The sequence below is a fragment of the Paenibacillus agilis genome (assembly GCF_007786455.1).
In the GTDB taxonomy this organism is placed as follows: Bacteria; Bacillota; Bacilli; order Paenibacillales; family Paenibacillaceae; genus Paenibacillus_B; species Paenibacillus_B agilis.
Window position 1 is genome coordinate 469,966 of record NZ_VNJK01000001.1, and the last position, 25,572, is coordinate 495,537.

Genomic DNA, 25,572 nt, shown 5'->3' on the forward strand with positions numbered 1-25,572 from the left:
GGTAAGAACATTTTCTTCTGTATGTATGATCATTTTCGGATGCAATAAATTTGCGTTCAAAAAGTACGAATTAAAGAACAATAATAAATATGTTTTATCATGTAAACCCTTACAAGGCGGGTTGTTCCCTTGTGTTTCATTTCGAAATCCAGTATCCTTAACGTATATTCATTTTCATGGGTTAAAGTGGCAAAGTCAACCAAATTGAAGGAGGGTGTATGATATGCCGAACAACATACACTTTGATTACAGCAAAGCACTTGGATTCGTAGGACAGCATGAACTTGATTACTTCGCTGAGCCAATTCGCTTGGCACATGAACAACTACATAATAAGACGGGGGTTGGATCTGATTTCTTAGGTTGGATCGACCTTCCATTTAACTATGATAAAGAAGAATTTGCTCGTCTGAAGGAAGCTGCAGCTCGCATTCAACAGCAATCCGAGGTTCTTATCGTCATTGGTATCGGCGGTTCTTACCTAGGTGCTCGTGCAGCGATTGAGATGTTGGGACACTCATTCTACAACATGCTTCCGAAGGACAAGCGCAAGACGCCTGAGATTTATTTTGCAGGAAACAACATCAGCTCCACATATGTAACGCATCTTTTGGAGCTTATCGAAGGCAAAGACTTCTCGATCAACGTTATTTCCAAGTCTGGTACGACAACAGAGCCAGCAATCGCATTCCGTATTTTCAAAGAAGTATTAGAGAAGAAATACGGTAAGGAAGAAGCGAAGAACCGTATCTTTGCTACGACTGACCGCGAGAAGGGCGCATTGAAGAAGTTGGCTGATGAGGAAGGTTACGAGACATTCGTTATTCCTGATGATGTTGGCGGACGTTATTCTGTTTTGACACCAGTAGGCTTACTGCCAATTGCGGTAGCAGGCATCAACATCGATGACATGATGAAAGGTGCTCAAGACGCTGCAACGGAGTACAGCAATCCGAACGTAGCAGAGAACTTGAGCTATCAATATGCTGCAGTGCGCAATGCGTTGTACCGTAAAGGAAAGACGACAGAAATTCTCGTTAACTACGAGCCTTCCTTGCACTATGTATCTGAATGGTGGAAGCAGTTGTACGGAGAGAGCGAAGGTAAAGACCACAAAGGAATTTACCCGGCATCTGTAGACTTCTCTACAGACTTGCACTCGATGGGACAGTTCATTCAAGAAGGTACACGTAACCTATTTGAGACAGTTATCCAAGTTGAAGAGGTTGCGCATCATATTGCAATCAATGAAGATCCAGAGGACTTGGACGGCTTGAACTTCTTGACGGGTAAGACGATGGACTTCGTGAACAAGAAAGCATTCCAAGGTACGATGCTAGCTCATACAGATGGACAAGTACCGAACTTGATCGTTACGATTCCTGATATGACACCGTACACATTCGGTCAACTCGTTCTCTTCTTCGAGAAGGCATGTGGTATTAGCGGATATCTTCTTGGCGTAAATCCGTTTGATCAACCAGGCGTGGAAGCGTACAAGAGAAATATGTTTGCGCTTCTTGGCAAACCTGGATATGAGAAAGAAAAAGCCGAGCTTGAAGCACGTCTATCCAACTAATTGATACGGAAAAGACATCTCAGCGGCATAAGAAATACAGCTTAGATACACAATCTGCCGCAGAAAGCAGTTCTCCAGTCAGAAGGAGAGCTGCTTTCTTGGCAATCTGTGGAAGGTGAAAGTCATGCTAGAAACGTATAAGACTGTACGTGAATACGGCAGTAAAGAAATCGTCATTAAAAAGTCTCGTTTTATCGGCTATGCCAAGCCGGTTAAGACGGAAGAAGAAGCTGTTGCATTCATTGAAGAGATTAAGAAGAAGCATTGGAATGCCACACATAACTGCTCTGCCTATATAATAGGTGAAAGAGATGAGATTCAAAAGGCATCTGATGATGGTGAACCTAGCGGAACAGCAGGCAAGCCAATCTTGGAAGTTATGAAGAACCAGAATCGAAAAGACGTTGTTATCGTCGTTACGCGTTACTTTGGCGGTATTATGCTTGGTGCCGGGGGGCTTATCCGTGCTTATACAGATGGTGCGGTTGCTGCTATTGAAGGAGCAGGTCCTATCACAAAAGTGCTGCACCAGCAAGTATTAGTCGAAGTTGATTATACATGGCTAGGCAAATTAGAAAATGAGTTGCGCAATCGAGGCACCAGAATGGGCGAGACACAGTTTACTGACAAAGTCATCTTGACCTGCCTGCCAGTCGTATCCGAAGCAGAGCGTTTCATTGCTTGGATGACCGATTTAACGCAAGGTCAAGCTGTGATTCAAAGGGGAGAAGCTGTGTACTACATTGAGGGAGAATAAGGAGAGTACCGCTATGCCAAGAAAAGCAGTGGAGCAGGAGTTGTCGCGTGATCGTATTTTGGAAGTGGCAAGGCACCTATTCGTTACAAAAGGGTATCGAGCAATCTCAATGCGCAGTATTGGCCAGCAGCTAGGCTACAGTCATGGTTCGCTTTATTATCATTTTAAGGACAAGGCGGAGCTGTTCTCCGCGCTTGTTCAAGATGACTTCAAGCGATTAGGCCGTTTATTTGAAAAGGTTATCAACCAATCACCAACAGATGGTATGTCAAAGCTTGAACAGGTTATGCTTGAATTTGTTTCATTTGGACTTAATAATCCACATCACTATGAAATTATGTTCATGACAAGAGACGAGGAACTGCTATGCTACGCTCGTGCAGAGCAAGGCCGATGTCTCGAGATGTTCTCTACGATTGTGAGGCAGTCGCTTCACAGCCAGTTGAGAACAGAGCAAGAAAGGCACCATATCCCGCGAAGTTTATTTTTATCCATACATGGCTTCATTTCCTTCTACATCCAAGATCAAGTCACCTTTGATGAGATTAAGCCAGCTGCGGCTGCTCACGTACGTTTTTTGTGCAGAAGAGCGCTTGAAGAAGCAGCACAATCCGCTTAATTACATGTATTACAGATGGAATAACTGAACGAACAGAACGTACGAACAGATCCATTGAAAGTATGCTCATCACCATCATTAGTTACAGCCCGCATAGAATTCACGTAATGGCATCTGCCCACATATCGTATAGGGACGATAAAGAGAAACGCCTAGTTGCGTAATCAATAACGTCCGCTAAATTTGCATTTCAAATTGCTGTGTAAAAATACCGCTTGTCTGCCTGTGCAGACGTGGAGCATCTTGCAGCATCGCCGCAGCTTCTCTATTTAGTGTATTGCTGCGATGCTGCTACAAAGCAATGCATTGCATTGAAATGGGGCAGGAGGTCATTGTAAGTGATTGATTATGTAGTACGACCCGGTGATTCGTTATCACTAATAGCGAATCGATTTGGGATATCTGTTGTACGGCTTGCACTTGTAAATGGGCTTGGTCCGAATGCCATTATTTATCCGGGGCAGGTTATTAAAATACCAGTTGGACCAGATGTTCCCGTTCCGATTCAGCCAGGATATCCTCCTTCACCGCCGCCACCAATACCACCAGCACCTCCAATGAACTATTACGAACTGGAGCGTAGAGTTTCTTTGTTGGAAGCTCAGGTTCGAAGGCTTCAACGCGAAGTTAACCAACTTCAAGGTCAGCCAACACCATATTAATATGATGCAGCTTGGTATTAGACAGCTCTCGCTTCTCTTGCTTATTGGGCAAGAATAGGATGGGAGCTGTTTTTGTTATGTGCGTTTGTTACGTACATGTATAAGCCTGTTTAATACCTTTTATCAGGTTTGCTTAAAAGTATTGACGAATCCCGTCCGAGTTGGTAATATTTAATAATATAATTTCCAAGTAAGTTGGTAGGAATTATTATGTATAAAGAGATATGAATCTAGAACCATGTGGGGTGGGGATGTTTCATGAATGCAGTATTGAACCATAAAGGAGCGCTGTGGGGATTCCGTACGACGCTGCTCTTATATATGTTCTTGCTCATTATTTTACCGATTACGGGCATATATGCTCATTCGTTGTCAGCTGGTTGGAATATGTTTGTGGAGAGCATTGCGGATCCATTAGCCTGGAAAGCAGTGTGGCTCACGCTTCGCTTGTCTGTCCTAGCTATGGTCATTAATATGGTGATCGGTACGATTACAGCATGGGTGCTGCATCGTTATCGGTTTCCAGGCCGGACATTGTTGAACAGCTTAGTTGATCTGCCATTTGCACTGCCTACTGCAGTTGGTGGGCTTATGATTCTTCTCTTGCTTGGACCGAACAGTATGGTTGGTCAGTGGGCTGATTCGTTGGGCATTCGCATTGTATTCGGGGAACCTGCTATTGTGGTTGCCATGGTCTTTGTTACTTTTCCTTTCGTTATTCGAGCGGTGCAGCCTCTGTTGGAAGAAGCGGATAAGACGCAGGAGGAAGCTGCCCATACATTAGGTGCTTCTAAGTGGCGTACGTTCTACCAAGTGCTGCTGCCTCAGATGCGCCCAGGTATTATTAGCGGCGGAATGCTTGCTTTTTCAAGAGCTATGGCTGAGTTTGGTGCAGTCGTTCTCGTTGCAGGGAATATTCCTGGCAAGACTTTGATAGCATCGGTTTATATTTTCGGAGAGATCGAGAGTGACAATCCACAAGGTGCTGCTGCTGTGTCCGTCATATTATTAACGTTGTCGTTCCTTGTATTATGGTTTATCAATACCTTGCAAGCGAAGGAGGGACGTTGATGTCTACTACATCATCTACATTAACCTCAAAGAAACCATCAACTTCTTCTAAGATTCTCATATTAATTACGTATTTTGTATTCATTGTACTATTGATTATACCTCTCGTGCAGATCGTCATTGGAGCTTTTGATCATGGTGTGCAGTCACTGTTTCAGGCTTTGATACGACCAGAGGCTCTTCATGCCATGTGGATAACGCTATCTGTCGTGGTGGTTGTTACGCTTCTTAATACGCTGTTTGGTATTTTGACAGCTATTATGCTCGTACGGGGACAGTGGCTCAATTCTAGAGTAAGGCACTTTTTAAACAGTATGATAGATTTGCCCTTTGCTGTGTCACCTGTTATTGGTGGGTTTATGATTATGCTGCTATTAGGGCCGCAGACCGTTATGGGTGCCTTCTTCTCGGACTTAGGTATGCCTATCGTATACGCTTTTCCAGGTATGGTGCTTGCAACGTTATTCGTAACCTTTCCATTAATGGTGCGTGAAATTGTTCCTGTACTACAGGAGATTGGAACGCAGCAAGAAGAAGCTGCTTCTATGCTGGGAGCTTACAGTTGGACGACGTTCTGGAAAGTAACTTGGCCATCGATTCGTTGGGGTGTTACTTATGGTGTGGTTCTGACTGTAGCACGTTCATTAGGGGAATTTGGAGCTGTATTAGTTGTGTCGGGCAATATCATGAATAAGACACAGACTTTAACAACACTCGTTTACCAAGATGTAGACAATTTCAATATTGCTTCAGCGAACAGTGTAGCGTTGGTGCTTGCTGTATGTTCGATAACCCTATTACTTGTAATGGAATGGGCGAAGAGACGGAAGGGAGTGCATACGCATGCACATTGAAGTACGCGACTTGAATAAATGGTTCGGACAATATCATGCTGTACGTGATGTAAACTTTGCGATCGAACCAGGCCAGTTGATCGGTCTACTTGGTCCAAGTGGTGGTGGAAAGACATCGGTGTTGCGTATGCTTGCGGGTTTAGAGTATCCAGACAGCGGTGAGATTCTGTTTCATGGAAAAGTGATGAACGATGTTCCTCCGCAGGAACGCGGCATTGGTTTTGTGTTTCAACATTATGCTTTATTCAAACATATGACGGTGTATGACAATATAGCCTTCGGATTGACGATTCAAAAGTGGCCCAAGGCACGTATCCGTGCCAGAGTAACTGAATTGCTCGAACTTACGGGGTTGAGTGGAATAGAGAAGCGTTATCCACATCAGTTGTCCGGCGGTCAGCGCCAGCGTGTTGCGTTTGCACGTGCTCTTGCTCCGGAACCGCAGCTGCTGTTGTTGGATGAACCGTTCGCGGCAATCGATGCCAAGATTCGTAAAGAGCTGCGAAGCTGGCTTAAGTCTCTTATTGAGCGTGTCGGCATTACGTCAATCTTTGTCACGCATGACCAAGACGAAGCAATTGAAGTCGCCGATGAAATTATGATTATTCAACAAGGAACTGTTGAACAAAAAGGTACGCCATGGGACATTTACAAGTCTCCGCGAACACCGTTTGTGGCAGAGTTTATCGGTGAGTCTACGTTGCTGGAGAGCATCGGGCAGCTGAAAGGTTTCGGGGATGTATCGGCACAATCCGATACGAAAGTATTAATTAGACCTGAATATATCGAAGTGGGCCAACCTGGCGAATTGAAACTAGCTTCCGCTAGTGAAAATGGAGTCGTCAAGGCGATGCATTTCCGCGGTAGTGAATGGATGATTGAGGTAGCTGTAGGAGACTTACTGCTAAAGACGTATCGCAGCTTGGAAAGTCCTGTGCTGCAAATTGGTGAAACCGTTCAAGTTCTCATCCACCGTGTGTATGTATTTGACGGTGATAATCATTCAGTCATAGAGAATTCGTTGAAAGAAGATCCGATGCCTATCATGATTTAACGAGGGAAAGGAGCATTAGCAGATGGAGCCTCAAGCCGTACGTATCTATACTCGGTTCATGCAGGTATGCATGCTCTTTATATTGCTATTCGTCACTGCTTGCAGCTCTCCATCCGCGAATTCATCTTCTGAATCCGTAGATGTGCAGCCTGTTACGAGCGGCAATAATTCAGTGACACTTGTTATTGGTGCCTATTCTGTAGCAAGGGATGCACTTCAGCCGATCCTTCCAGCGTTTCAAGCCGAATGGAAGGAGAAGACGGGGCAGACGGTAGAATTCCAGCAATCTTATGAAGCTTCTGGAACTCAAGCTCGTTCGATCGCGAGCGGGATGGAAGCAGATGTAGCCTTGCTCGCGATGGAAGGAGATATCGACAAGCTTGTTGATGCAGAGCTTATCCCGCATGATTGGAAACAACGAGACCCTTATCAAGGGATGGTGACGCGTTCGATCGTCGTTATCGGTACAAGAGCGAACAATCCGCTTAGCATCAAAGACTGGATGGATCTTACCCGTTCTGATGTCGATGTGCTGTACCCGAATCCGAAGACGTCTGGTGGAGCACAGTGGGATATTAACGCTATTTACGGCGCAGGATTGAAGATGGCTGCGGAACAAGGCGTAGACGGACCAACGTTTGCTAAGCAGCTGCTTCATCAAGTGCATGATCGAGTCATTTCCATGGATAAGAGCGGGCGTGCATCGATGGCAGCTTTCGAATATGGCGTTGGTGATGCAATCGTGACGTATGAGAATGAGCTGAAAGCACGAGTGAATCAAGGTGTGGACTATGAAATTGTCGTTCCAAAGCATACGATTCAGATTGAGAATCCGGTCGTTGTCGTGGATCGATATGTCGACAAGCATGGTACTCGTGAAGTAGCAGAAGCATTTGTTGAATTTTTGCGCAGTGAAAAGGCTCAACAGCTGTGGGTCGAAGCGGGTTTCCGTCCAGTAAATGAGCAAATTGCAGCACAGTTGTCGAATACATTTATACAACCGGAAGGCTTGTTTACGATTAATGATTTAGGCGGTTGGGACCAAGTGCGCAGCAACTTGTACAGCAGACGGGGTATCTGGTACGAAGTGCTTGCTGGGATAGACAAATCGTAATATATAAAGCTGAAAAAGCGCCGAATCGCTCCTTATTTTCAAGGAGGGGCTCGGCGCGCTTTCTGTTTGTGAAGAGGATGTTTTCTTCTTAAATAGTGTGCTTTTAGATAGAAGGAGCAACCTCTTTACTTAATAGGGTTTAAGTTCTCTTTAGGTACCCAGCCTTCTTCAGAGTTAAACTTGTTTACGCACCAAACCCAACCGTTGAGTTCTTTTGTTCCAACAAGATGTTCTCCTTCATTAACATTCAACTCTTTTGCCGTATAATCTTCCAAGACAATCCCATGTGCTCCCTTTGTATCAATAAGTTGGCCTGGCACCCAACCTCCATTATTATGATTTAATGGTGTACAGAAGTACCAATTATCCCATTGTTCTGGTCCACTGTATTTTTCGCCAATAAGTATTGACTGACCTTTAAATAAAACGAGTGGGTTAGGGTATTCTGTTCTATGTTTTGTAACAACTGAATACTTCACTTTGGTTGATTTGCTCATAGCTGCAGCTCCTGATGATTCAGTGGAATATCAGAAGTAAGTCGATAGACTCCAAGCTTGACTAACTGTTTAGCGGTTTCGATATCGCGAATTGTCCATACAGCCACATCCACATTTAATCCACGTGCTTGTTTGATTAGCTCAGGATGCTTCAATAGTAATGGATAATGAGCACAAAGGCAGGACGGAGCAAGTGGAACCAACGAATCCAATTCAATTGGCTCGGTCGTTAGAAATCCCAGTTCTATGTCCGCGTCTAGACGACGCAGCAGGTCTAAGTTTTGTTTGTAGAAAGAAATGATCATCGTACGTTTGCTCATGTCATAAACCGATAGCAGATGCAGCAGGGCACGTGCTTCATCCTCATTAATTTGCTCTTTGATCTCGAGCTGTAGGCCTGCTTCACAATCTTGGCATAGCTTTAATGCTTCTTCTAGCAGTGGTACGTTGCAGCCTGAGAATTCAGACTTGAACTTGCTGCCTGCATCTGCTGCTTGAATCTGAGACACGGAAAGTGAGCGAACCGATCCTGTTACTGTCGTTGTACGATCCATTGTGTCATCGTGGATGACAACAGGAACTCCCTCGCGTGAATGGTGAATATCCAACTCAATGCTGTCTGCGCGAAGTGCCACTGAACGACGGAACGCTTCCATTGTGTTCTCAGGAAATACCCCAGCATGTCCGCGGTGAGCTACAATTTCTATTTTCATCTTTACTTTCCCTCCTGCTGCATCGTCTCCGTTAAGGAACTGGAGCTTCATACCATAACCGTTTATACTAATTATGATATACAATTTACGTAATAGTTCAAAGTCAAATGTGGGATATTGAAGGTGATACATTTTGAAGGAGCTCACATTTTATATGTAATTATTGCTCTATTGAATGGAATTCTTCTTTTATTCGTGCTGTAAATCATAATACATAAGACAAGGAGTGAATGCGGTGGAATTGTCATCACCATCATCAAATCATTCCGTGCAAGGTTCCTCTCCTTGGCGAGTACAATTTCTTGGCACAAGTGATTCGCTTGGCGTACCGAGAGTTTACTGTGAATGTGAAGTTTGCATGGAAGCGAGAGATAGCCAGTTGAATCGCAGGCTACGTTCGTCCGTGCTCTTGGAACGTGAAGAAGTAGTGACATCTGAGTATGAGCATGTACTTATCGATTGTGGGCCAGATTGGGCGGAACAGATGGAGCGTATCGGAAAAAGGTGGATTGATCGGATTTTGGTGACGCATGCACATCAAGATCATATTGCTGGTTTACCTGCTTATGCGGACTGCTGCCGTTGGATGGAAAGACGTGGTCAAGTGTACGCGCCGCTTGAAGTGCTGCAAACGATACAAACGATGTATCCATGGTTGTCATTGCACATTACATTTACGGCTATCGAAGACGAATGGATATGGGAGGATTGGGTGGTAACACCGATTCGAGTGAATCATGGCAAGAATGGTTACTCTTATGCCTATCGCTTTGATCGTGAAGTGGCTATTAACAGTGGCGAAGTGCAGACTTATAGCTGGCTTTATGCATCAGACGCGATTGGCCTTGATGAGCAGGAATTGAAGCATTTTACGGAGCTGGATGTGCTTATTCTTGGTACGAACTTCTATGAGGAGCCTTATGAGTATCATACTCGTTCGGTCTATGATATGGTCGAAGCGTTGGAGTTAATTGAACGTATTTGTCCACGACAAACGATATTTACGCATATGTCTCATGGCGTAGATGTTCGCAGTGATTATAAGCTGCCTGCTCATGTGAAGCTTGCTTCGTTTGGATTGGAGCTGCAAGTTTAGTAATTACATAGCAATTCGCAAGCCGGCATGCAGAATTATTGCAAAATAAGAGAACCTTCACGAGCGCAGGAAAAATAGGGATAATCCCTATGTTCCATTGTGCTAATGAAGGCTCTATTTTTATAACGGTGAACGTTGCAGCTTTACGCTTCGCTTCGGTTCAGCACGAACTTCTCAATAACATGGCGCACGCCTTCTTCATTATTGGAGAGCGTAATATAGTCGGCGATTTCCTTCAAGGAAGAAACAGCGTTGCCCATCGCAACACCGAGTCCTGCTGTTTCAATCAGATCATGATCATTCCATGAGTCGCCAATCCCAATCGTTTCTTCCAATGTGCAACCGAAATGCTCCGCCAAGAAGCGAAGAGCATGACCTTTTGTACCCTCACGGTGAGTAATTTCTAAGAAGTGCGGCTTCGACTTTGTAATATGGACATCTGGTCCAAGCAAGCCGCGCAGTTGTGCTGCTACTTCATCAAGTAGGGCTGGTTCGTCGATAATGAGCATTTTTGTCGAACGGTAACGTGACAGCACCCCTCTAAAATCTGGTTCGATCGTATAAGGAATGTTAGACAGCTCGCAATAAGCGATTAGCTTCTCATTTTTTTCTTGTGCGTACACTTGGTCATCCACATAAAGCTGCAAATGAAGACCTTTTTCTTCGCAATATTCAAAGAGCTTCATGGCTGCATCTTCAGGCACCGCGCACTCGTAAAGAACCTCGCCGCTAATGACATTTTTGATAAGTGAGCCTTGATACGTAATAAGTGGTACATTTAGTCCGGTTTGCAGTGCGATATTGCGCGCAGAAGCATACATCCGCCCCGTCGCAAGCGTAACAGCTGTTCCTTGCTCAATCGCTTGGATCAGGGCTTGTTTCGTGCCGTCCGTAACGACTTTTTCATCGGTAATCAACGTATCGTCAACGTCGATAGCAATTAATTTATACATAGTAGGCTTCTCCCTTTATTTATGATTTCTGTAGTCTATATTTTCATTTTCTATTGTACCTGTTGTCGTCTTGTCCATTTCCATTCTGCAACAATCATACTGCAAAATATACAAAGACAACCCCATACTGCTAATGCACCGAGTCTTTCACCTGCAAAGGCGATGCCCGTAATAGCAGCAAACACGGGTTCCGTAGCAAATATAAGCGCAACACGGTCGGCAGAAATATGTTTCTGACACCAAGTTTGTGCCCAAAATGCAAGTGCCGTCGATAGTCCAATCGACACGATTAAAGCGAACAGTACTTGTGGGTCTAGAATTGATTGTATGAAGTTAGCTGGTGATTGCAGCGGTTCTAGTAGTAGGGAACTTATCGTTGCAAGTACACCGACTGTAGTTAACTGTATGGTAACTAAGGCAATCGTGTCGTGCAATGATGCATATATTCCCGTAAAAGCAATATGAAGCGCGAAGCAGACCGCGCAAAGCAGTACGAGCATATCGCCATAGTTCCATTGGAACGCTTGTCCGTTGAATGTTAATAGATAGAGCCCGACTAGTGCTAACACGGCAGCAATCCAAGTTGGCAAAGCTAGCTTTTGCTGTGCGAGCATGACGCTGAAAAAAGGAACCAGCACGACCGATATTCCGGTAATAAAGCCTGTATTGGTCGTAGTCGTATGCAGCAAGCCCACGGTTTGAAAGGCATACGCCGCAAATAAACATATACCTAATATAATGCCATGCACAGCCAACTTTGGCGAAAGTCTTTCTCTCAGCTTGACTCGTGAAAATAGCAAGACACCTAAAAATAATAGAGCTGATCCGATAAAACGAACGGCATTAAATGCTAAAGGCGGCAGTGTTTGTACAGCAGCCTGTACGACGATGAAGCTCGCTCCCCACACAAAAGCCACGAACAACAAGGTCACGTAAACAATCCAATCGCGTTTCATATGGCGTTATAATCTCCTCTGACACTCATAAGCTGTTAGGTTATTCGAACGTTTATCCATACGCACTAGAGAAGTCGGCAATAATCAGGAACGCGGAAAGATAAAGGCCCATTTCTATTATAGCGATGTCGATGGGAATAGAATAGATGAATCATATAAGTAAGAAACATAACGAATAACCCAGCAGCTGTCATAAAGGATAGGTTCCTCCTATTTGAGCAAACTCCTGGGTTACGTAGTCCTCATTTTGAAAGATACTTTGTGTTAGTCATTTAACATGAGCAGGGAGATAAATTCCTCACGCTCAACACGACCAAGGTAATAAGGGATATCGATATCTGCTAATGCATCGCGAACAGCTTGCTCTTCGTAGCGAACGCCTGCAAGACGTTCTTCAATGTCTTTTACTTCACCAAGTCCGAAGAAATCTCCGAAAATCGTGAGCGACTCAATGAGTCCGTCTTTAATATCAAGGCGAACGTCTACAATGCCGCCAGTAAATTTCTTGGCATTTTGCACATTGAATTTCGGAGAGTAGCCATAGTTCCAATCCCAGTTCTGATAGCGTTCTTCCGATATTTTGTGAATTGTTGCCCAGTCTTCTTCAGTAAGTTTGTACTGAGGTACTTGAGCAGGATCGATTCCGAAAATATGGCGCAGCAAAGAGTTGCGGAATTCTTCCATCGACAGCTTGTCCGACATAAATTCAGTGATGTTGGCTACGCGAGAACGAACGGACTTGGTGCTCTTAGATTCCACTTTGATTGCCTTTACTTTCAGTGCAGAAGATACATGCTCCATTTGCGAATCGAACAAAAGTGTGCCATGACTGAACATGCGGCCACGAGTAGAGAACTGTGCATTTCCGGAAATTTTGCGCTCCCCAACTTGAATATCATTGCGACCGGTAAGGTCGGCTTCTACACCCATCGTGCGAAGTGTATCGATAACAGGCTGCGTAAATTTACGGAAGTTGTGGAAGGACTCGCCGTCATCCTTTGTTAAAAAGCTGAAGTTCAAATTGCCGAGGTCATGATAAACAGCACCACCGCCGGATAAGCGACGAACGACATGAATTCCTTGCTCTTTCACATAGTCGCTGTTAATTTCCTCGATCGTATTTTGATTGCGCCCGATAATAATCGACGGCTCATTTATATAGAAGAGAAGATAGCTGTCTCCATCCATAGGAAGGTGCTTAAGTACGAACTCTTCAATTGCTAAATTAATACGGGGATCGGTAATCCCTTGATTATCAATAAATTTCAAGATGGGTGCCTCCTTTGCATATATATTCTATTGTAATCCATATAAGAAAAAACATAAACATAGTTTGATATTGATAATCGTTATCAATATAATGGAGTAAGAGGAGAAAGAAGGAGGCTTAATCGTAATGTCTATTAAAGAAACAATTCGTGGTCGTCGCTCTACCCATAATTTTAAAGATACACCTATTACCAAAGAACAAGTTCTTGGCTGGTTGGATGATGCTGTCTATGCACCTAACCATGGTTTGCGTCAACCATGGCGCTTTATTTTTATCGGTGAGCAAGGGAAAGAGGAATATTCGGATAAGCTAGTGGAGTCTGTTATCAAATTAGGCAAGTTCAAAGAAGGCGATGAAGCGCAAAAGCAAAAATATCGTGATTACGTGAAGCATATTCCAGCGTTTCTTATCGTCGTCATGCCTGAAGATCCTCGTCCGAACATTTGGGAAGAAGATGTAATGGCAGTGAGTGCACTCGTACAAAATCTGCAATTGCTTGCATGGGAAGATGGTGTAGGCATGTTGTGGCATACAGGTGCTTATATACATCAGCCATTTTACAGAAAGGCGTTAGACATTCAGCCGGGAGAGAAGATTATCGGTAATCTATTTATCGGCTATCCGGATGAAGTACGTCCTGTGCGTCCGCGCAAGGAAGCAGCAGAGTTGCTTACAGAATTCTAAAATGATAATAAATGTGAAAGTCCCTGGTACCTTAAGAGGTAAACAGGGACTTTTTTTAATGAAAGAGCGAAGAGCATTTTACGATAGAAGTTGATTTGAATCGCTCGGTGCAGATGGCGTTTCTATGGCTGATCGCCGCGCACGATGATACATCCATAGCTCAGAGGTGTATCTTAATATCCAAGCTGCAAGCAATACACTAACGAGTAGATGTGCACTAATAAGCGGTGAGAGCAGTAGGGAGCGTGTATCTGCGACATAAATGAGATAAGCCGCACAAGACGCAACAGCAACGATTAAAAATAAGAGGGCCACACGTCCAGAACGAAGGGATATAAAGCGAGCTTGCTCTTTGAGATCAGGCTCGTCTTTGGAAACGAAATGGATGAATATGATTAGCACTTGGATAATAATCGTGAATGCGAATACATTGCGTGCTAACGACATCATTTCTGAACTATGCAGCGTTATATTCCCTTTGAGGGCAAGAAGATTCCAAGAATAATAGGCTGTAACGAGAATGGCGGCGCTTAGCGAAGCCCAAGCTGTCTTGTACTGCACCGGCATAGTTGGCTCCTCCTTTTAATGGGTGGTGATTTATAAATAAACAGAAGAAAACAAAATAAAGAAAGTTTAATTATTATACAACATTTAACAGAGTTGTTATAGTGAGCGCTTTTATGAGGAGGGTTTGAACACATCAAAAGCGCTTCCTTATCATACGACGCATGGGATTGTTGGATCAAATGAAAAAAAGTGATTGTTGGCATAGCTGAGAAGTAGAAAAAAACGATGTGTAAGCGAGCGGGTATAGTCCTGCATTTTACTGCGTCTTAGATATATGTTTGTTTTCTAGTGGGTATGCAAATGTAGTGTAGGAGTACAAGATTCTTTATTCGTTGTAAATGCTCCTTTCATTATTTTGACGGTGTTCGTTGTACAAGGTTGCATTTTTTGAGAGTTAAAGTGAGTGTGAGTTTAATGATTGTATTAACACAGAAAAATAAAATGGAATAATTTTTAATAAAAAGGAATAAAATTCGCGTAAATCTATCCCTAGTAAGGGAGATAATGTTTAGACACCATATGCACCCCCGTGATATTTTTGTTTCAGAGAAATTTAAACTTAATAATTTTTGAATTTATGGAGTTAAATAGTTAAGTTTGGGACTCTGCTCGTCTTTGAACGAAACAACATTTATAAAGGGGATAACATGCAAATGAGAAAGATCACTATTTCATTCTTAACGCTAGTATTGTTTTTGATGCTAGCTATTAATTCGGTACATGCAGCTCCGGACAAATACGTGGGAGGATTGCTAAATGGACAACCCTTGCAGATTGGTTCTGTGCTTGGACAAGCAACTGGAACAATAGCAAAGATGACCGACAATAACGAATCTACAACGGATTACTTGCAAAACGGGAATTTTGCATGGTATACATTTACTTCACCGGTAGAAATTTCTGCGGTACTTGTATCCAGAAACGATGGTATGGTGATAGAGTTTTATGACGCTAATAATAAATTGCTTACAACCTATAACTCATTAAATACGGATGGAATTCAATCCTTACCGGAAACGGTGAAAAATGTATCCACGGTTGTGTTAAAAAAGACAACTCCAGCTGTTGGTATTAGTGAGTGGAACGTATTTACGACACCTCCAATTAAACCAATCTCTACAACCATTGAATGGATACAAAGTGGAGATAAAATGGTCACACTTGACTGGGCAATAACGGGTGCGAAAGCATACAATGTTAAGCGTGCTACTACATCAGGCGGTCATTATGATCTGCTAGCTGAGAATGTTAAGGGAAATACATATACAGATAAGACAGTTACGAATGGTACGACTTATTATTATGTTGTTTCAGCTGTTAATGAGGCAGGAGAAAGCGCACATTCGCCTGAAAGACCGGCAAAACCTTCAGCAACAGCGTACACTGGCGGTTTGCTTGATGGGTTGAAATTGAACATTGGGAAAACATTTGACAATCCAACAGGCACGATACGTAAATTTACGGATAACGATGTTACGACATGGGATTACTTGCAGAATGGGAATTTTGTATGGCACAAGTTTGCTGCTCCAGTAGAAATTTCTGCTGTGCTTGTAGCCACTAGCGACAGTATGATTGTAGAGTTCTATGATGCTAATAACAAGCTGCTCACGACGTATAAGCCGTTGAATATCGGTGGAATTCAATCTTTGCCGGATACAGTGAAGAATGTATCTACTGTTGTATTAAAGACAACGAAAACAGCTGCTACTATTCAAGAATGGAACGTCTATGGTACTCCATCTGTAGTGCCACTAGCAACTACTATTGAGTGGATTTACGGTGGTGACCAACATGTTCGCATTGATTGGAAGTCTACAGGTGCAAAAACTTATAACGTTAAACGCTCTACGACTCCAAATGGGTCATATGACGTAATTGCAGCGAATGTAAAAGGAACCTCTTATACAGACAAAACGGTAACGAACGGGACAACGTATTATTATGTCGTATCTGCTACCAATGAAGCTGGAGAGAGTGCTAATTCACCTGAAAAATCAGTAAATCCAGCTGCTACGAAGTATACAGGCGGTTTGCTGGATGGAGTGATTTTGAATAGTGGCAAAAATATAAGTCAACCAACAGGTATTGAACGTAAATTGACAGATAATAACGTTGCGACTGGTGAATATGTGAACAATGAAAAGTTTGTATGGTATTCATTTGCCAATCCTGTTGAGATTAATGCTCTCATTGTGAATTCCTCAAAAGTGTTGGGTTCTGTAGTAGAGTTTTACGATGACAAGCAAAACCTATTGTATAGCTATTCAATAGTGGAAAACGATAAAGTTGAGGCTATGCCTGCTCCTGTAAAAAATGTTACAACTGTTGTGTTGAAGCACCCTGCTGCAAAGTTTATGGAATGGAATGTCTTTGGTAAAGGCGGGGAACTTCCTATACAGGCACCGCTTGATTTGACCGCAACAGCGGGAGATAAACGAGTCGTATTGACTTGGGGCAAAGTTGATAGTGCGACTGGCTATAATGTGAAGCGCAGTACTGTGGCAGGTGGTCTATATACGACGATTGCTACTGTTGATGCGATTGCTACAAGTTATACAGACATAAATGTTACAAATGGAGTGACATATTATTATGTAGTTACAGCTGTGAAGTCTGGCGCAGAGAGTGCCGAATCCAATGAAGCTTCAGCGACACCTAATGCTGCTGAAGTAACTCCTCCAGACCCAGAAACAGAGGATTTCGGAGATCGTGCTTTGCTTCGAATTACGTTAAATACGGGAATCCAGAAAGAATTTGATTTGTCTATGAGAGAAGTAAACGAGTTTATTGATTGGTATGAAGCACGCGCTGCTGGAAAAGGGAAAGTGATGTTTGCTTTCAACAAGCATAACAACAACAAAGGTCCATTTAAGGCACGTAAAGATTACGTCTTCTTCGATAAAATTATTACGTTTGAAGTAAATAGCTATGATTCTGGTGTGGGACAAACTGGTGACGAAACAGAAACTCCTAATGAAAACGTTATAGGGCCAGAGCTAAGTGAAGTACATTAATTAAAAAATCATGCAATTGATTGATGTAATGTTTAAATGAACTGACTTGAACAACCTCGGAACAGTTATTGATGGTTTCGAGGTTGTTTGCTGCCTTTTTATTATAAATTGGAAAAATGACTAGCGATATGATCATTTTCCTTGTCATTAGTAAGGCTACTTACTATAATCAAAACATGTGTTCAAGGAAGGTGAGAGTTGCATAAGGTTAAAATTTTCATCTACAATATAAGAGTCGAAACCATTGTGTTCGTGTTATATATTGCATCTTGAGACGACAGAGTGACTACATTGCATGGTAAATAAGGAGAGAAACCGGTTATGAAGCTTGGAAATTGGAAACGCATACTTAGTGTACTAACTATTATGGCTTTATCGTTAACAGTTATGGCTTGCGGTGGAGCAAATACGGCGAAGCCAGCTGAGACTCAAGGTCAAGTTGAGACGCCAGCTCCGGAGGCAAAGCCAGCTGACCAAGAATTGAAGACAACCTATCCTCTGAAACTTAAAGATGCGACAGGTCAAGAATTTACATTTGAGAAGGCGCCTGAACGAATTGTTTCTGTTTCTCCAGCAGATACGGAAATGCTATTTGCAATTGGGTTGGATAAAGAAATTGTAGGTGTATCCGATCATGATGATTATCCAGCGGCTGCTGCAACTAAGCCTAAAATGGGTGGGTTGGAGCCGAATGTAGAGGCTATTATTGCTGCCAAGCCAGATGTTGTATTTACAGGCATTGCAATGAAGGACGAAGCTGTTAACAAGTTCCGTGATATGGGAATCCGTACATTTAAGTTGGATCCGAAATCATATGATGGTGTCATTAATAGTGTAGAGACTTATGGACTCATCACGGACCGTCAGGCGGATGCGAAAAAAGTAACCGATCATATGAAGAAAGTCCGTGAAGATGTACAAGCTAGTGTGAAAGACGCGCCTAAAAAGAATGTGTATATGGAATTCTCTCCTGGATGGACAGTAGGCAGCGGTGAGTATATGCATGAATTGCTCGAAATCGCCGGCGGTGTTAACGTAGCTGCTGATCAAACAGGTTGGTTCCAAATTAATGAAGAGATGATTATTAAGAAAAATCCAGACGTTATTTTATATGCAAAAGGCATGCAAGATTTTGAAACAAATAAGCCGCTTGAGACGATCATTCGTGAACGCAAAGGCTGGAGTGAGATGAACGCGCTGAAAAATAATCAGTTGATCGGTATCGAAGATGACACGATTAGCCGTCCAGGTCCGAGATTGGCTGATGCGCTGCTATCGATTGCTAAAGCTATCCATCCGGATCAAGTAAAATAAGTTGGGATGACAGACGAATGACAACTTTTACACATCAACATACACGGATTAAAAAGCACAGGGGCATTGGAGTAGGAGCAGCGGGTATTTCGCTGCTCCTCTTGTCCATTGTTATATGTTTAGCCGTTGGGTCTGTGGATTTGCCGGTTGGAGACATCGTCCGTATTTTATTGCACCATCTGCCATGGGTAGGAGAGTATATTCCTGTTACATGGGACCCCTCCTCGGCACAAATTATGATCCATGTTCGTTTGCCGCGAGTCATTATGGCGCTGCTAGTAGGTGGTGCGCTTGGTGTATCTGGTGCTGCTTTCCAAGGCGTACTGCGCAATCCATTAGCTGATCCGTATACGTTAGGCATATCTTCGGGTGCTTCTGTGGGAGCAGCGCTGCTCATTTATTTTGGATTGCAATATGCATTCTTAGGGCAATGGACGATTCCAGTTACGGCCTTCGTAACAGCTGTTATGGCTTTGTTTGTTGTATTAAGAATGGCAAGAGAAAATGGTAAGCTGCCGATTCAGACGCTAATCTTGTCTGGTGTGGTCATGCAATCATTTCTGGGGGCGATTGTATCTTTCTTGGTTGCTATGTCTCAAGATGGGATCAATGAAATTTTGTTCTGGACAATGGGCAGCTTGGCGATGCGTGGTTGGTCATATGCGGGAATATTACTGCCGTATTTTGTCGGAGGACTTATTGTGCTTATCGCCTATTCGCGTTCCCTAAATATGCTTGCATTGGGAGAGCGTCAAGCATCACATATGGGGCTGAATGTTGAACGAACGAAATGGGTTGTTTTATTGACAGCAACCTTTGTAGCAGCGGCTGCAGTTTCTGTTGCAGGAGTTATCGGATTTGTCGGACTGGTCGTTCCGCATCTACTGAGATTAATCATTGGGGCAGACTATCGTGCCTTGATTCCGATGTCTGCTGTGGGCGGTGCATTATATGTGCTGTGGGCAGATACGATTGCACGTACACTGCTTGCTCCGACAGAAATTCCATTGGGTGTCGTTACTTCATTCCTTGGAGCGCCATTTTTCGCCTTTTTACTTATTCGCAACAAGCGCAAGTCGCAGGAGGGATGACAATGACAGAGCAAAAAAGCATGAACCACTTTGTTCAAATGGCCGATGCTCGACCAGCTCTTCAAGGAGGGGTCATTTTATCCGCTCAGGCGATATCGCATGGTTATGGTAAGCTGCCTGTGTTACAGGATATTTCCCTGGAAATACACAAAGGTGAATGGCTAGGTATTATTGGACCGAATGGCAGCGGGAAATCGACACTGTTATCCATACTATCCCGTGCTGAACAGCCGACTTCTGGTGAAGTTCAACTATATGACCGTCCTTTGGGGGCGTATAAGCGCAAGGAGTTATCACGGTTAATGGCAGTATTGCAGCAAGAAACGATTCCTCCTTTGCACTATAGCGTACGTGAAGTTGTCGAAATGGGTCGCTTTCCTTATCAATCGTGGTGGGGAACGGAAAACGAAGATAGTGGCCCATTCATCGATCATATTATGGAACGGCTGCAACTGGAACAATTAGCAGATCGCCGAATTGATCGATTGAGTGGGGGACAGCGTCAGCGTGTCGCGCTGGCGAAGCTAATGGCGCAGTCTCCGAGTATTATTTTGTTGGATGAACCAACGACGTATCTCGATATCCATTATCAAATGCAGTTTATGGATATCATTCGAAATTGGCAGCAGGAATGCGGATTGACTGTTGTTTCTGTACTGCATGATCTTAATTTGGCCGCACTTTATTGCGATCGAATTGCGGTTCTAAATGAAGGAATTATACATGGACAAGGAAGTGCGGAAGAGATGATCACGAGAGAATGTTTTGAACAAGTGTTTCATGTTCATGCTGAAATTGTCGATCATCCGAAAGTGAATCGTCCGCAAGTGCTTCTTTGTCCAGAAGAGTTATATAAAGCAGATTGAATAGTATCTAGTCACTATCAAAGTAATGGGATTATGAAAGAATGTAATGAGGTGGAATGAACATGATGCAAACAAACTGGATTCCAGCTATTCCGAAACCAAATGAAGAAGCTCGCCAAGCTGCATTTGATCATCAGAATCAATTGACGAAGCCGCAAGGAAGTCTTGGGGTATTAGAACATTTGTCGATGCAGCTTGCTGCGATAACGGGGCAACTGGTTCCTAATATAGATAAGCGTGCTGTTATTGTTATGGCGGGTGATCATGGAGTATGTGCGGAAGGAGTGAGTGCCTTCCCTGCTGAAGTAACCCCGCAAATGGTTATGAATTTTGTACATGGAGGCGCTGCTGTTAATGTACTTGCAAGACAAGCTGGTGCTGATGTGTATTGTGTTGATATTGGCGTAAATGCTGATTTGGATCATCCGAATCTGCTGTCCCGCAAGGTAAAACGCGGCACAGCCAATATGGCTAAAGAAGCAGCAATGAGCCGCCAAGAAGCTGAAGCAGCTGTCCGTGTAGGGATCGAAGTTGCAGAGCAGCTAGTTGGTGAAGGATATCGTTTGATTGCAACTGGGGAAATGGGGATTGGCAATACGACGGCGAGCTCTGCTATGTTATGTGCGTTTACAGGCTTGGCGCCTGAAGAAACAGTTGGTAGAGGAACTGGTATCGGCGATGAGCTGTGGAAGCACAAATGTGATGTTGTACGCCAAGCGTTACATGTAAATGCCCCAGACCCGAATGATGCTTTGGATGTGCTCGCTAAAGTCGGTGGGCTTGAAATAGGCGGTTTGGTTGGTGTCATTATTGGAGCAGCCAAGCATGGTGTTCCGGTAGTCATTGATGGATTCATTTCAAGTGTAGCTGCACTTGCGGCTGTTCGCCTTGTCCCTGAAGCCCGTCCTTATTTAATCAGTTCTCATTTGTCAGAGGAGAGAGGACATCTAGCAGTGCTTCGTGAAATGGAACTGCAGCCTGTGCTGCACTTGAATATGCGTTTAGGCGAAGGAACGGGAGCAGTGCTAGCCTTTCCGTTGATTGATGCTGCCTGCTCGATTATGCGTGAGATGGCTACATTTGCTCAGGCTGGAGTGTCGGGGAAGGAAGAATGAGCAATCATCGCATAATCCTCGTAACAGGCGGTGCTCGCAGCGGGAAAAGCACCTTTGCCGAGAAGTATATGATGAAGTTAGCTCCAGCAGGTAGTTGTTACTATGCTACAGCAGAGCCATTTGATCAGGAAATGAAAGAACGTATAACTAGGCATCAACAAGATAGAGCACACAGTGGCTTTGCATGGAGTGGAAAAGAATGTCCGTTAGAGCTGCCAGAGCAGCTGCAGCAGGAAATGTCCCCTTATGTGCTGGTTGATTGCCTCACGGTCTGGTTGTCCAATGAACTGTTGGCAGTTGAGCAGCGGCCAGATAGAGATCAATTACTGATCGATCGAATGGCTCAACTCGAAGAGGCTGTACGGCAATATAACAGCAAAGGGACCGTTATTCTTGTCACAAATGAAGTAGGCAGTGGAGTTGTGCCAGCCTATGAGCTTGGACGATCATTTCGGGATCATGCGGGCAGGTTGAATCAACGTATAGCAGCAATGGCTGATGAAGTATACCTTGTGACAGCAGGAATACCGATTGAATTGAAAAGCAGGATGGTACAGCTATGAAAAATCATTTTTATAGCGCCATTGCTGCGCTGCAATTTTTGACGCGTATTCCTATCCGAAAGCAAGTTCCATTTACGCCTGAAGTGCTGAAGCTGAGCACCATCTGGTTTCCATTAGCAGGTGCCGCAATCGGACTATGCATATGGCTGGCAGGAGCTGTTCTTCAGCTAGTATTACCGGCCTATCCAGCCGCCGCTTTGCTTGTATTTTTTGCGGTAGTGCTATCAGGTGGACTGCATATGGACGGACTTATGGATACAGCAGATGGCTTGTTAAGCAACCGAGATCGTGACAGAGTCATTGAAATTATGAAGGATAGTCGAGTAGGTGCGATGGGGGTACTTGCTTGTGTTCTCGTGCTTTTGCTGCAATGGTCGCTTATTGGTGCTCTATTCGAAATGGATAGCTGGAGTCCACTTGTTATGCTGCCATTTATAATGAGTCGCTATGTCATGGTATGGGCGATCGTTGTATATCCGCATACAGAAGCGGAATCTGGCTTAGGTCGTTATTTTATGGAGACTAACCGTAAGCATTTGCTCGCATCGGGCGTTGTCATGCTCTTTTTATTCGGCGTATGTTTGCTTGGTACGGCGATGATCGGTTCCATGGGTTCTTATGAACATCTCTCTATTCTAGCTATTCCAATGCATGATTTCTGGTTATGGGGAATTGTCGGGGGGATTTTACTCGTTGTTCTGTTGCTTGCTGTGACGCATTGGATTGCTTGCGTAGTAAATCGACGGATTGGCGGATTATCAGGGGATATTTACGGTGCCATGGGTGAACTGACAGTATCAGTAGGCTTGGTGCTGCTTGTCATTGGTGTGAAATGGCTAGGGAGCTTATGATTGATCTAAGTTCTAAGGAATTGAATAGTAGGCATCGAAATAAATAACAAGTAATCGAATAAATCAGTTTTGATGTAATAGAGTGCCTGAGTGCCCTGTATATCATTTGATATTTTTTGGTGTGAAATTGATTCGTCGGGTATCGGTTATATGCTCTTCGCTATGTTCTAGCATCGTTGCATGAATTCCTTATTTTTCAAGGTTAAGAATGAAAGAAAAGGGGTAATGTAGCGAACAGTGGTGAATTAGTGACAGGAGCGAATAAATGTATGATTACGATACTTATTGCGATATTTCTTATCCAAATTGTATATGTGACGTTCTTCACGCTGAGAATGATCCTTACGCTGAAGAACCAACGATATTATGCAGCAGGGATAAGCTGTATTGAGATTACGATCTATGTGCTGGGTCTCAATATGGTACTGCAATATTTGAATCAGCCGATCAGCTTGATCGTATACGCCTTAGGTTACGGACTTGGTGTACTAGTCGGTACCTGGATCGAGGAGAAGATTGCGCTAGGTTATGTAACGCTGCGAATTATCGTAAACGATCCGGATACTCAGTTGGCGAATCAGCTGCGTGATTCTGGCTATGGGGTTACATGTTGGCTGGGAAGTGGCCGAGATGGCCATCGGATGATGTTTGAAGTTCTCGCCAAGCGCAAAAATCAAAAGAAGTTGTATCAATCGATATTGGAAATGGAGCCCAAAGCGTTTATTGTAACGTATGAGCCAACACAGCTGCATGGAGGCTTCTGGACGAAGTCGACGCGAAGATAACGAAATAACGGCAAAGACACAGACTGGTATTGAGCTTGGTGTGTCTCTAACAAAATAATTTGAGACCCTTAATGCTTAATATGTATATGTGGAAGGCCGTCACTTAAAAGGTGGCGGTCTTTTTGTATGTTTGTTTCAGAAGGAAGAGGAATTGAGGAATAAAGAAATAAAGAGTTAAAGAAATTAAAGAACAAAGGAAAAAGAGCTAAAATATTTAAGGATTAAAAATTAAAGAGCTAAAAGTAATAAACTTTATAAACATTCAAATAATCACTTGAATATAATAACGAATGACAGTATAATGTGGGTATTAAGAGGAAATGTTATGGAACGAAAGGGGAACTTACTATGGGCATGCATCACGGACATAGCCACGGTCATGGACACGACCATGGGCATTCACATGGAAGGGGCGCGAATAAGAAAGCGCTGCTCTGGTCATTAATTATTATTTTCGTCTTCCTCATTGTTGAAGTAGTAGGGGGCGTAATTACGAATAGCCTTGCGTTATTGTCTGATGCAGGGCATATGTTAAGCGATGCTTCATCGCTGCTGCTCAGTTTGATTGCGATGATCTTTGCAGCTAGGAAGCCTTCACCGAAGAAGACTTATGGATTTTACAGATTTGAAATTTTAGCTGCACTCATAAATGGTATTACACTCGTTATTATTTCTGGCGTTATCCTGTGGGAAGCTTATGAACGACTTATAAATCCGCAGGAAGTAGCGAGTTTGTCGATGATGGGGATTGCATTTGCGGGTCTTTTGGCAAACATCGCAGCCGCTTATGTACTCATGAGAGGCGATATTAAAAACAATTTGAATATGCGCAGTGCCTATTTGCATGTACTAGGTGATATGCTCGGTTCGATTGGTGCCATTGTAGCTGGATTCATTATGTGGAAGTTCGAATGGTATATAGCGGATCCGATTATTAGCATTATCGTCGCAATTCTTATCATTTTAAGTGCATGGCGTGTCACTAGAGATTCGGTGAACGTACTGATGGAAGGTACCCCATCTCGATTAAATACGGAGGAAGTAAGTTCAACGTTAGCTGGCATTTCAGGAGTTACCGATGTTCACGACCTTCATATTTGGACGGTGACTTCAGGATTCGACGTAGTAAGCTGTCATTTGAAAGTTAAGGACGGGACAGATAGTTATCTTGTATTAAATGAGGCGCTAAAGCTCTTGAAGGAAAAGTATGAGATTGATCATGCTACCGTTCAGATTGAAGACTCCTCGGTGCAGCATGGGGATCTAATATGTGAAGTTGGGCCGCAAGCGGGAGAGCAGCATGATCATAATCATGAAGATGATGAGAGTGGACATGAACATAGCCATAAACATGATCACGGACACGATCATAGTGGCCACAAACACGATCACAAACCTAATCATAAAGATCATGGACATAAACACGAATAGCGCTAAAAATAAAAATTATGAACATGATCACCAGCACAGCAAGCATAATAATGGCAACGATTCACGAAATGGAATTTCTATTTCATAAACAAA

Annotated in this window: 25 protein-coding genes; 19 read left to right on the plus strand and 6 right to left on the minus strand. The window is 43.4% G+C overall.

The genetic code is table 11. The features are described 5' to 3' along the window. Window positions 1–223 precede the first annotated feature (223 nt). The 8 genes from FPZ44_RS02120 (at window position 224) to FPZ44_RS02155 (ending at window position 7,710) form a co-directional block, all read left to right on the plus strand. Window positions 224–1,579, plus strand: coding sequence for a glucose-6-phosphate isomerase (locus FPZ44_RS02120; RefSeq protein ID WP_144986951.1), 1,356 nt, complete (start codon window positions 224–226; stop codon window positions 1,577–1,579). Window positions 1,580–1,703: 124 nt separating this feature from the next. Beyond that, the gene (locus tag FPZ44_RS02125; protein ID WP_144986953.1) at window positions 1,704–2,336 is read left to right on the plus strand and encodes a YigZ family protein; all 633 of its coding nucleotides are present in this window, start codon (window positions 1,704–1,706) and stop codon (window positions 2,334–2,336) included. A gap of 13 nt (window positions 2,337–2,349) precedes the next feature. After that, a complete protein-coding gene (locus FPZ44_RS02130; protein ID WP_028593160.1) occupies window positions 2,350–2,955 on the plus strand; it encodes a TetR/AcrR family transcriptional regulator in 606 nt (201 codons plus the stop codon). Window positions 2,956–3,293: 338 nt separating this feature from the next. After that, window positions 3,294–3,617: a LysM peptidoglycan-binding domain-containing protein gene (locus tag FPZ44_RS02135; protein ID WP_144986954.1), complete on the plus strand. Its 324-nt coding sequence runs from the start codon at window positions 3,294–3,296 to the stop codon at window positions 3,615–3,617. Window positions 3,618–3,875: 258 nt separating this feature from the next. Further along, window positions 3,876–4,688 carry a sulfate ABC transporter permease subunit CysT gene (gene cysT / locus FPZ44_RS02140; RefSeq protein WP_144986957.1) on the plus strand — a complete coding sequence of 271 codons (813 nt, stop codon included), beginning with the start codon at window positions 3,876–3,878 and terminating at the stop codon, window positions 4,686–4,688. Beyond that, entirely contained in the window at window positions 4,688–5,542 is an 855-nt protein-coding gene (locus tag FPZ44_RS02145; protein ID WP_144986959.1) for a sulfate ABC transporter permease subunit, read from the plus strand. Before cysT ends, FPZ44_RS02145 begins: the two co-directional genes overlap by 1 nt. Beyond that, window positions 5,532–6,596: a sulfate/molybdate ABC transporter ATP-binding protein gene (locus tag FPZ44_RS02150; RefSeq protein WP_144986961.1), complete on the plus strand. Its 1,065-nt coding sequence runs from the start codon at window positions 5,532–5,534 to the stop codon at window positions 6,594–6,596. The genes FPZ44_RS02145 and FPZ44_RS02150 overlap by 11 nt, the downstream gene beginning before the upstream one ends. A gap of 22 nt (window positions 6,597–6,618) precedes the next feature. After that, window positions 6,619–7,710: a sulfate ABC transporter substrate-binding protein gene (locus FPZ44_RS02155; protein ID WP_261378175.1), complete on the plus strand. Its 1,092-nt coding sequence runs from the start codon at window positions 6,619–6,621 to the stop codon at window positions 7,708–7,710. Window positions 7,711–7,835: 125 nt separating this feature from the next. Here the strand turns inward: FPZ44_RS02155 and FPZ44_RS02160 are convergent, their stop codons facing one another. Together FPZ44_RS02160 and FPZ44_RS02165 are read right to left on the minus strand one after the other, a co-directional pair. Continuing rightward, the gene (locus FPZ44_RS02160; protein ID WP_418789117.1) at window positions 7,836–8,207 is read right to left on the minus strand and encodes an SH3 domain-containing protein; all 372 of its coding nucleotides are present in this window, start codon (window positions 8,205–8,207) and stop codon (window positions 7,836–7,838) included. Continuing rightward, window positions 8,204–8,920: a glycerophosphodiester phosphodiesterase gene (locus tag FPZ44_RS02165; RefSeq protein WP_144986963.1), complete on the minus strand. Its 717-nt coding sequence runs from the start codon at window positions 8,918–8,920 to the stop codon at window positions 8,204–8,206. The genes FPZ44_RS02160 and FPZ44_RS02165 overlap by 4 nt, the downstream gene beginning before the upstream one ends. 235 nt (window positions 8,921–9,155) lie before the next feature. Here FPZ44_RS02165 and FPZ44_RS02170 point away from each other — a divergent pair, with 235 nt between their 5' ends. Further along, the gene (locus FPZ44_RS02170) at window positions 9,156–10,016 is read left to right on the plus strand and encodes an MBL fold metallo-hydrolase (protein WP_261378176.1); all 861 of its coding nucleotides are present in this window, start codon (window positions 9,156–9,158) and stop codon (window positions 10,014–10,016) included. Between the two features lie 143 nt (window positions 10,017–10,159). Here the strand turns inward: FPZ44_RS02170 and FPZ44_RS02175 are convergent, their stop codons facing one another. The 3 genes from FPZ44_RS02175 to FPZ44_RS02185 form a co-directional block, all read right to left on the minus strand. Next, a complete protein-coding gene (locus FPZ44_RS02175; protein WP_144986964.1) occupies window positions 10,160–10,969 on the minus strand; it encodes a Cof-type HAD-IIB family hydrolase in 810 nt (269 codons plus the stop codon). Between the two features lie 50 nt (window positions 10,970–11,019). Beyond that, window positions 11,020–11,925, minus strand: coding sequence for a DMT family transporter (locus FPZ44_RS02180; RefSeq protein ID WP_144986966.1), 906 nt, complete (start codon window positions 11,923–11,925; stop codon window positions 11,020–11,022). 264 nt (window positions 11,926–12,189) lie between these two features. Then, complete coding sequence (locus FPZ44_RS02185) at window positions 12,190–13,194, minus strand: lipoate--protein ligase (protein WP_144986968.1); 1,005 nt, start codon at window positions 13,192–13,194, stop codon at window positions 12,190–12,192. 127 nt (window positions 13,195–13,321) lie between these two features. Between FPZ44_RS02185 and FPZ44_RS02190 the strand changes: the two genes are divergently transcribed. Next, window positions 13,322–13,879, plus strand: coding sequence for a nitroreductase family protein (locus tag FPZ44_RS02190; protein ID WP_144986970.1), 558 nt, complete (start codon window positions 13,322–13,324; stop codon window positions 13,877–13,879). A gap of 78 nt (window positions 13,880–13,957) precedes the next feature. Here the strand turns inward: FPZ44_RS02190 and FPZ44_RS02195 are convergent, their stop codons facing one another. Beyond that, a complete protein-coding gene (locus tag FPZ44_RS02195; protein ID WP_261378177.1) occupies window positions 13,958–14,446 on the minus strand; it encodes a phosphatase in 489 nt (162 codons plus the stop codon). 653 nt (window positions 14,447–15,099) lie between these two features. Between FPZ44_RS02195 and FPZ44_RS02200 the strand changes: the two genes are divergently transcribed. The 9 genes from FPZ44_RS02200 (at window position 15,100) to FPZ44_RS02240 (ending at window position 25,479) form a co-directional block, all read left to right on the plus strand. After that, complete coding sequence (locus tag FPZ44_RS02200; protein WP_186785880.1) at window positions 15,100–17,463, plus strand: fibronectin type III domain-containing protein; 2,364 nt, start codon at window positions 15,100–15,102, stop codon at window positions 17,461–17,463. 321 nt (window positions 17,464–17,784) lie between these two features. After that, window positions 17,785–18,777 (plus strand): ABC transporter substrate-binding protein, encoded by a 993-nt coding sequence (locus FPZ44_RS02205; protein ID WP_144986973.1) that lies wholly within the window; start codon window positions 17,785–17,787, stop codon window positions 18,775–18,777. A 17-nt stretch (window positions 18,778–18,794) separates the two neighbouring features. Further along, a complete protein-coding gene (locus FPZ44_RS02210) occupies window positions 18,795–19,868 on the plus strand; it encodes a FecCD family ABC transporter permease (RefSeq protein ID WP_144986975.1) in 1,074 nt (357 codons plus the stop codon). Window positions 19,869–19,888: 20 nt separating this feature from the next. Continuing rightward, window positions 19,889–20,734: an ABC transporter ATP-binding protein gene (locus FPZ44_RS02215; RefSeq protein WP_418789162.1), complete on the plus strand. Its 846-nt coding sequence runs from the start codon at window positions 19,889–19,891 to the stop codon at window positions 20,732–20,734. Between the two features lie 62 nt (window positions 20,735–20,796). Beyond that, window positions 20,797–21,849, plus strand: a complete 1,053-nt coding sequence (gene cobT / locus FPZ44_RS02220; RefSeq protein WP_418789118.1) for a nicotinate-nucleotide--dimethylbenzimidazole phosphoribosyltransferase — start codon at window positions 20,797–20,799, stop codon at window positions 21,847–21,849. Next, window positions 21,846–22,412, plus strand: coding sequence for a bifunctional adenosylcobinamide kinase/adenosylcobinamide-phosphate guanylyltransferase (gene cobU / locus FPZ44_RS02225; protein ID WP_144986982.1), 567 nt, complete (start codon window positions 21,846–21,848; stop codon window positions 22,410–22,412). Before cobT ends, cobU begins: the two co-directional genes overlap by 4 nt. Next, a complete protein-coding gene (gene cobS, locus FPZ44_RS02230) occupies window positions 22,409–23,263 on the plus strand; it encodes an adenosylcobinamide-GDP ribazoletransferase (RefSeq protein WP_144986984.1) in 855 nt (284 codons plus the stop codon). Before cobU ends, cobS begins: the two co-directional genes overlap by 4 nt. A 269-nt stretch (window positions 23,264–23,532) precedes the next feature. Then, on the plus strand, window positions 23,533–24,048 hold the full coding sequence (locus FPZ44_RS02235; RefSeq protein ID WP_144986986.1) for a DUF2179 domain-containing protein: 516 nt from the start codon (window positions 23,533–23,535) through the stop codon (window positions 24,046–24,048). 348 nt (window positions 24,049–24,396) lie between these two features. Then, the gene (locus FPZ44_RS02240) at window positions 24,397–25,479 is read left to right on the plus strand and encodes a cation diffusion facilitator family transporter (protein ID WP_144986988.1); all 1,083 of its coding nucleotides are present in this window, start codon (window positions 24,397–24,399) and stop codon (window positions 25,477–25,479) included. The last annotated feature ends 93 nt before the right edge of the window (window positions 25,480–25,572 follow it).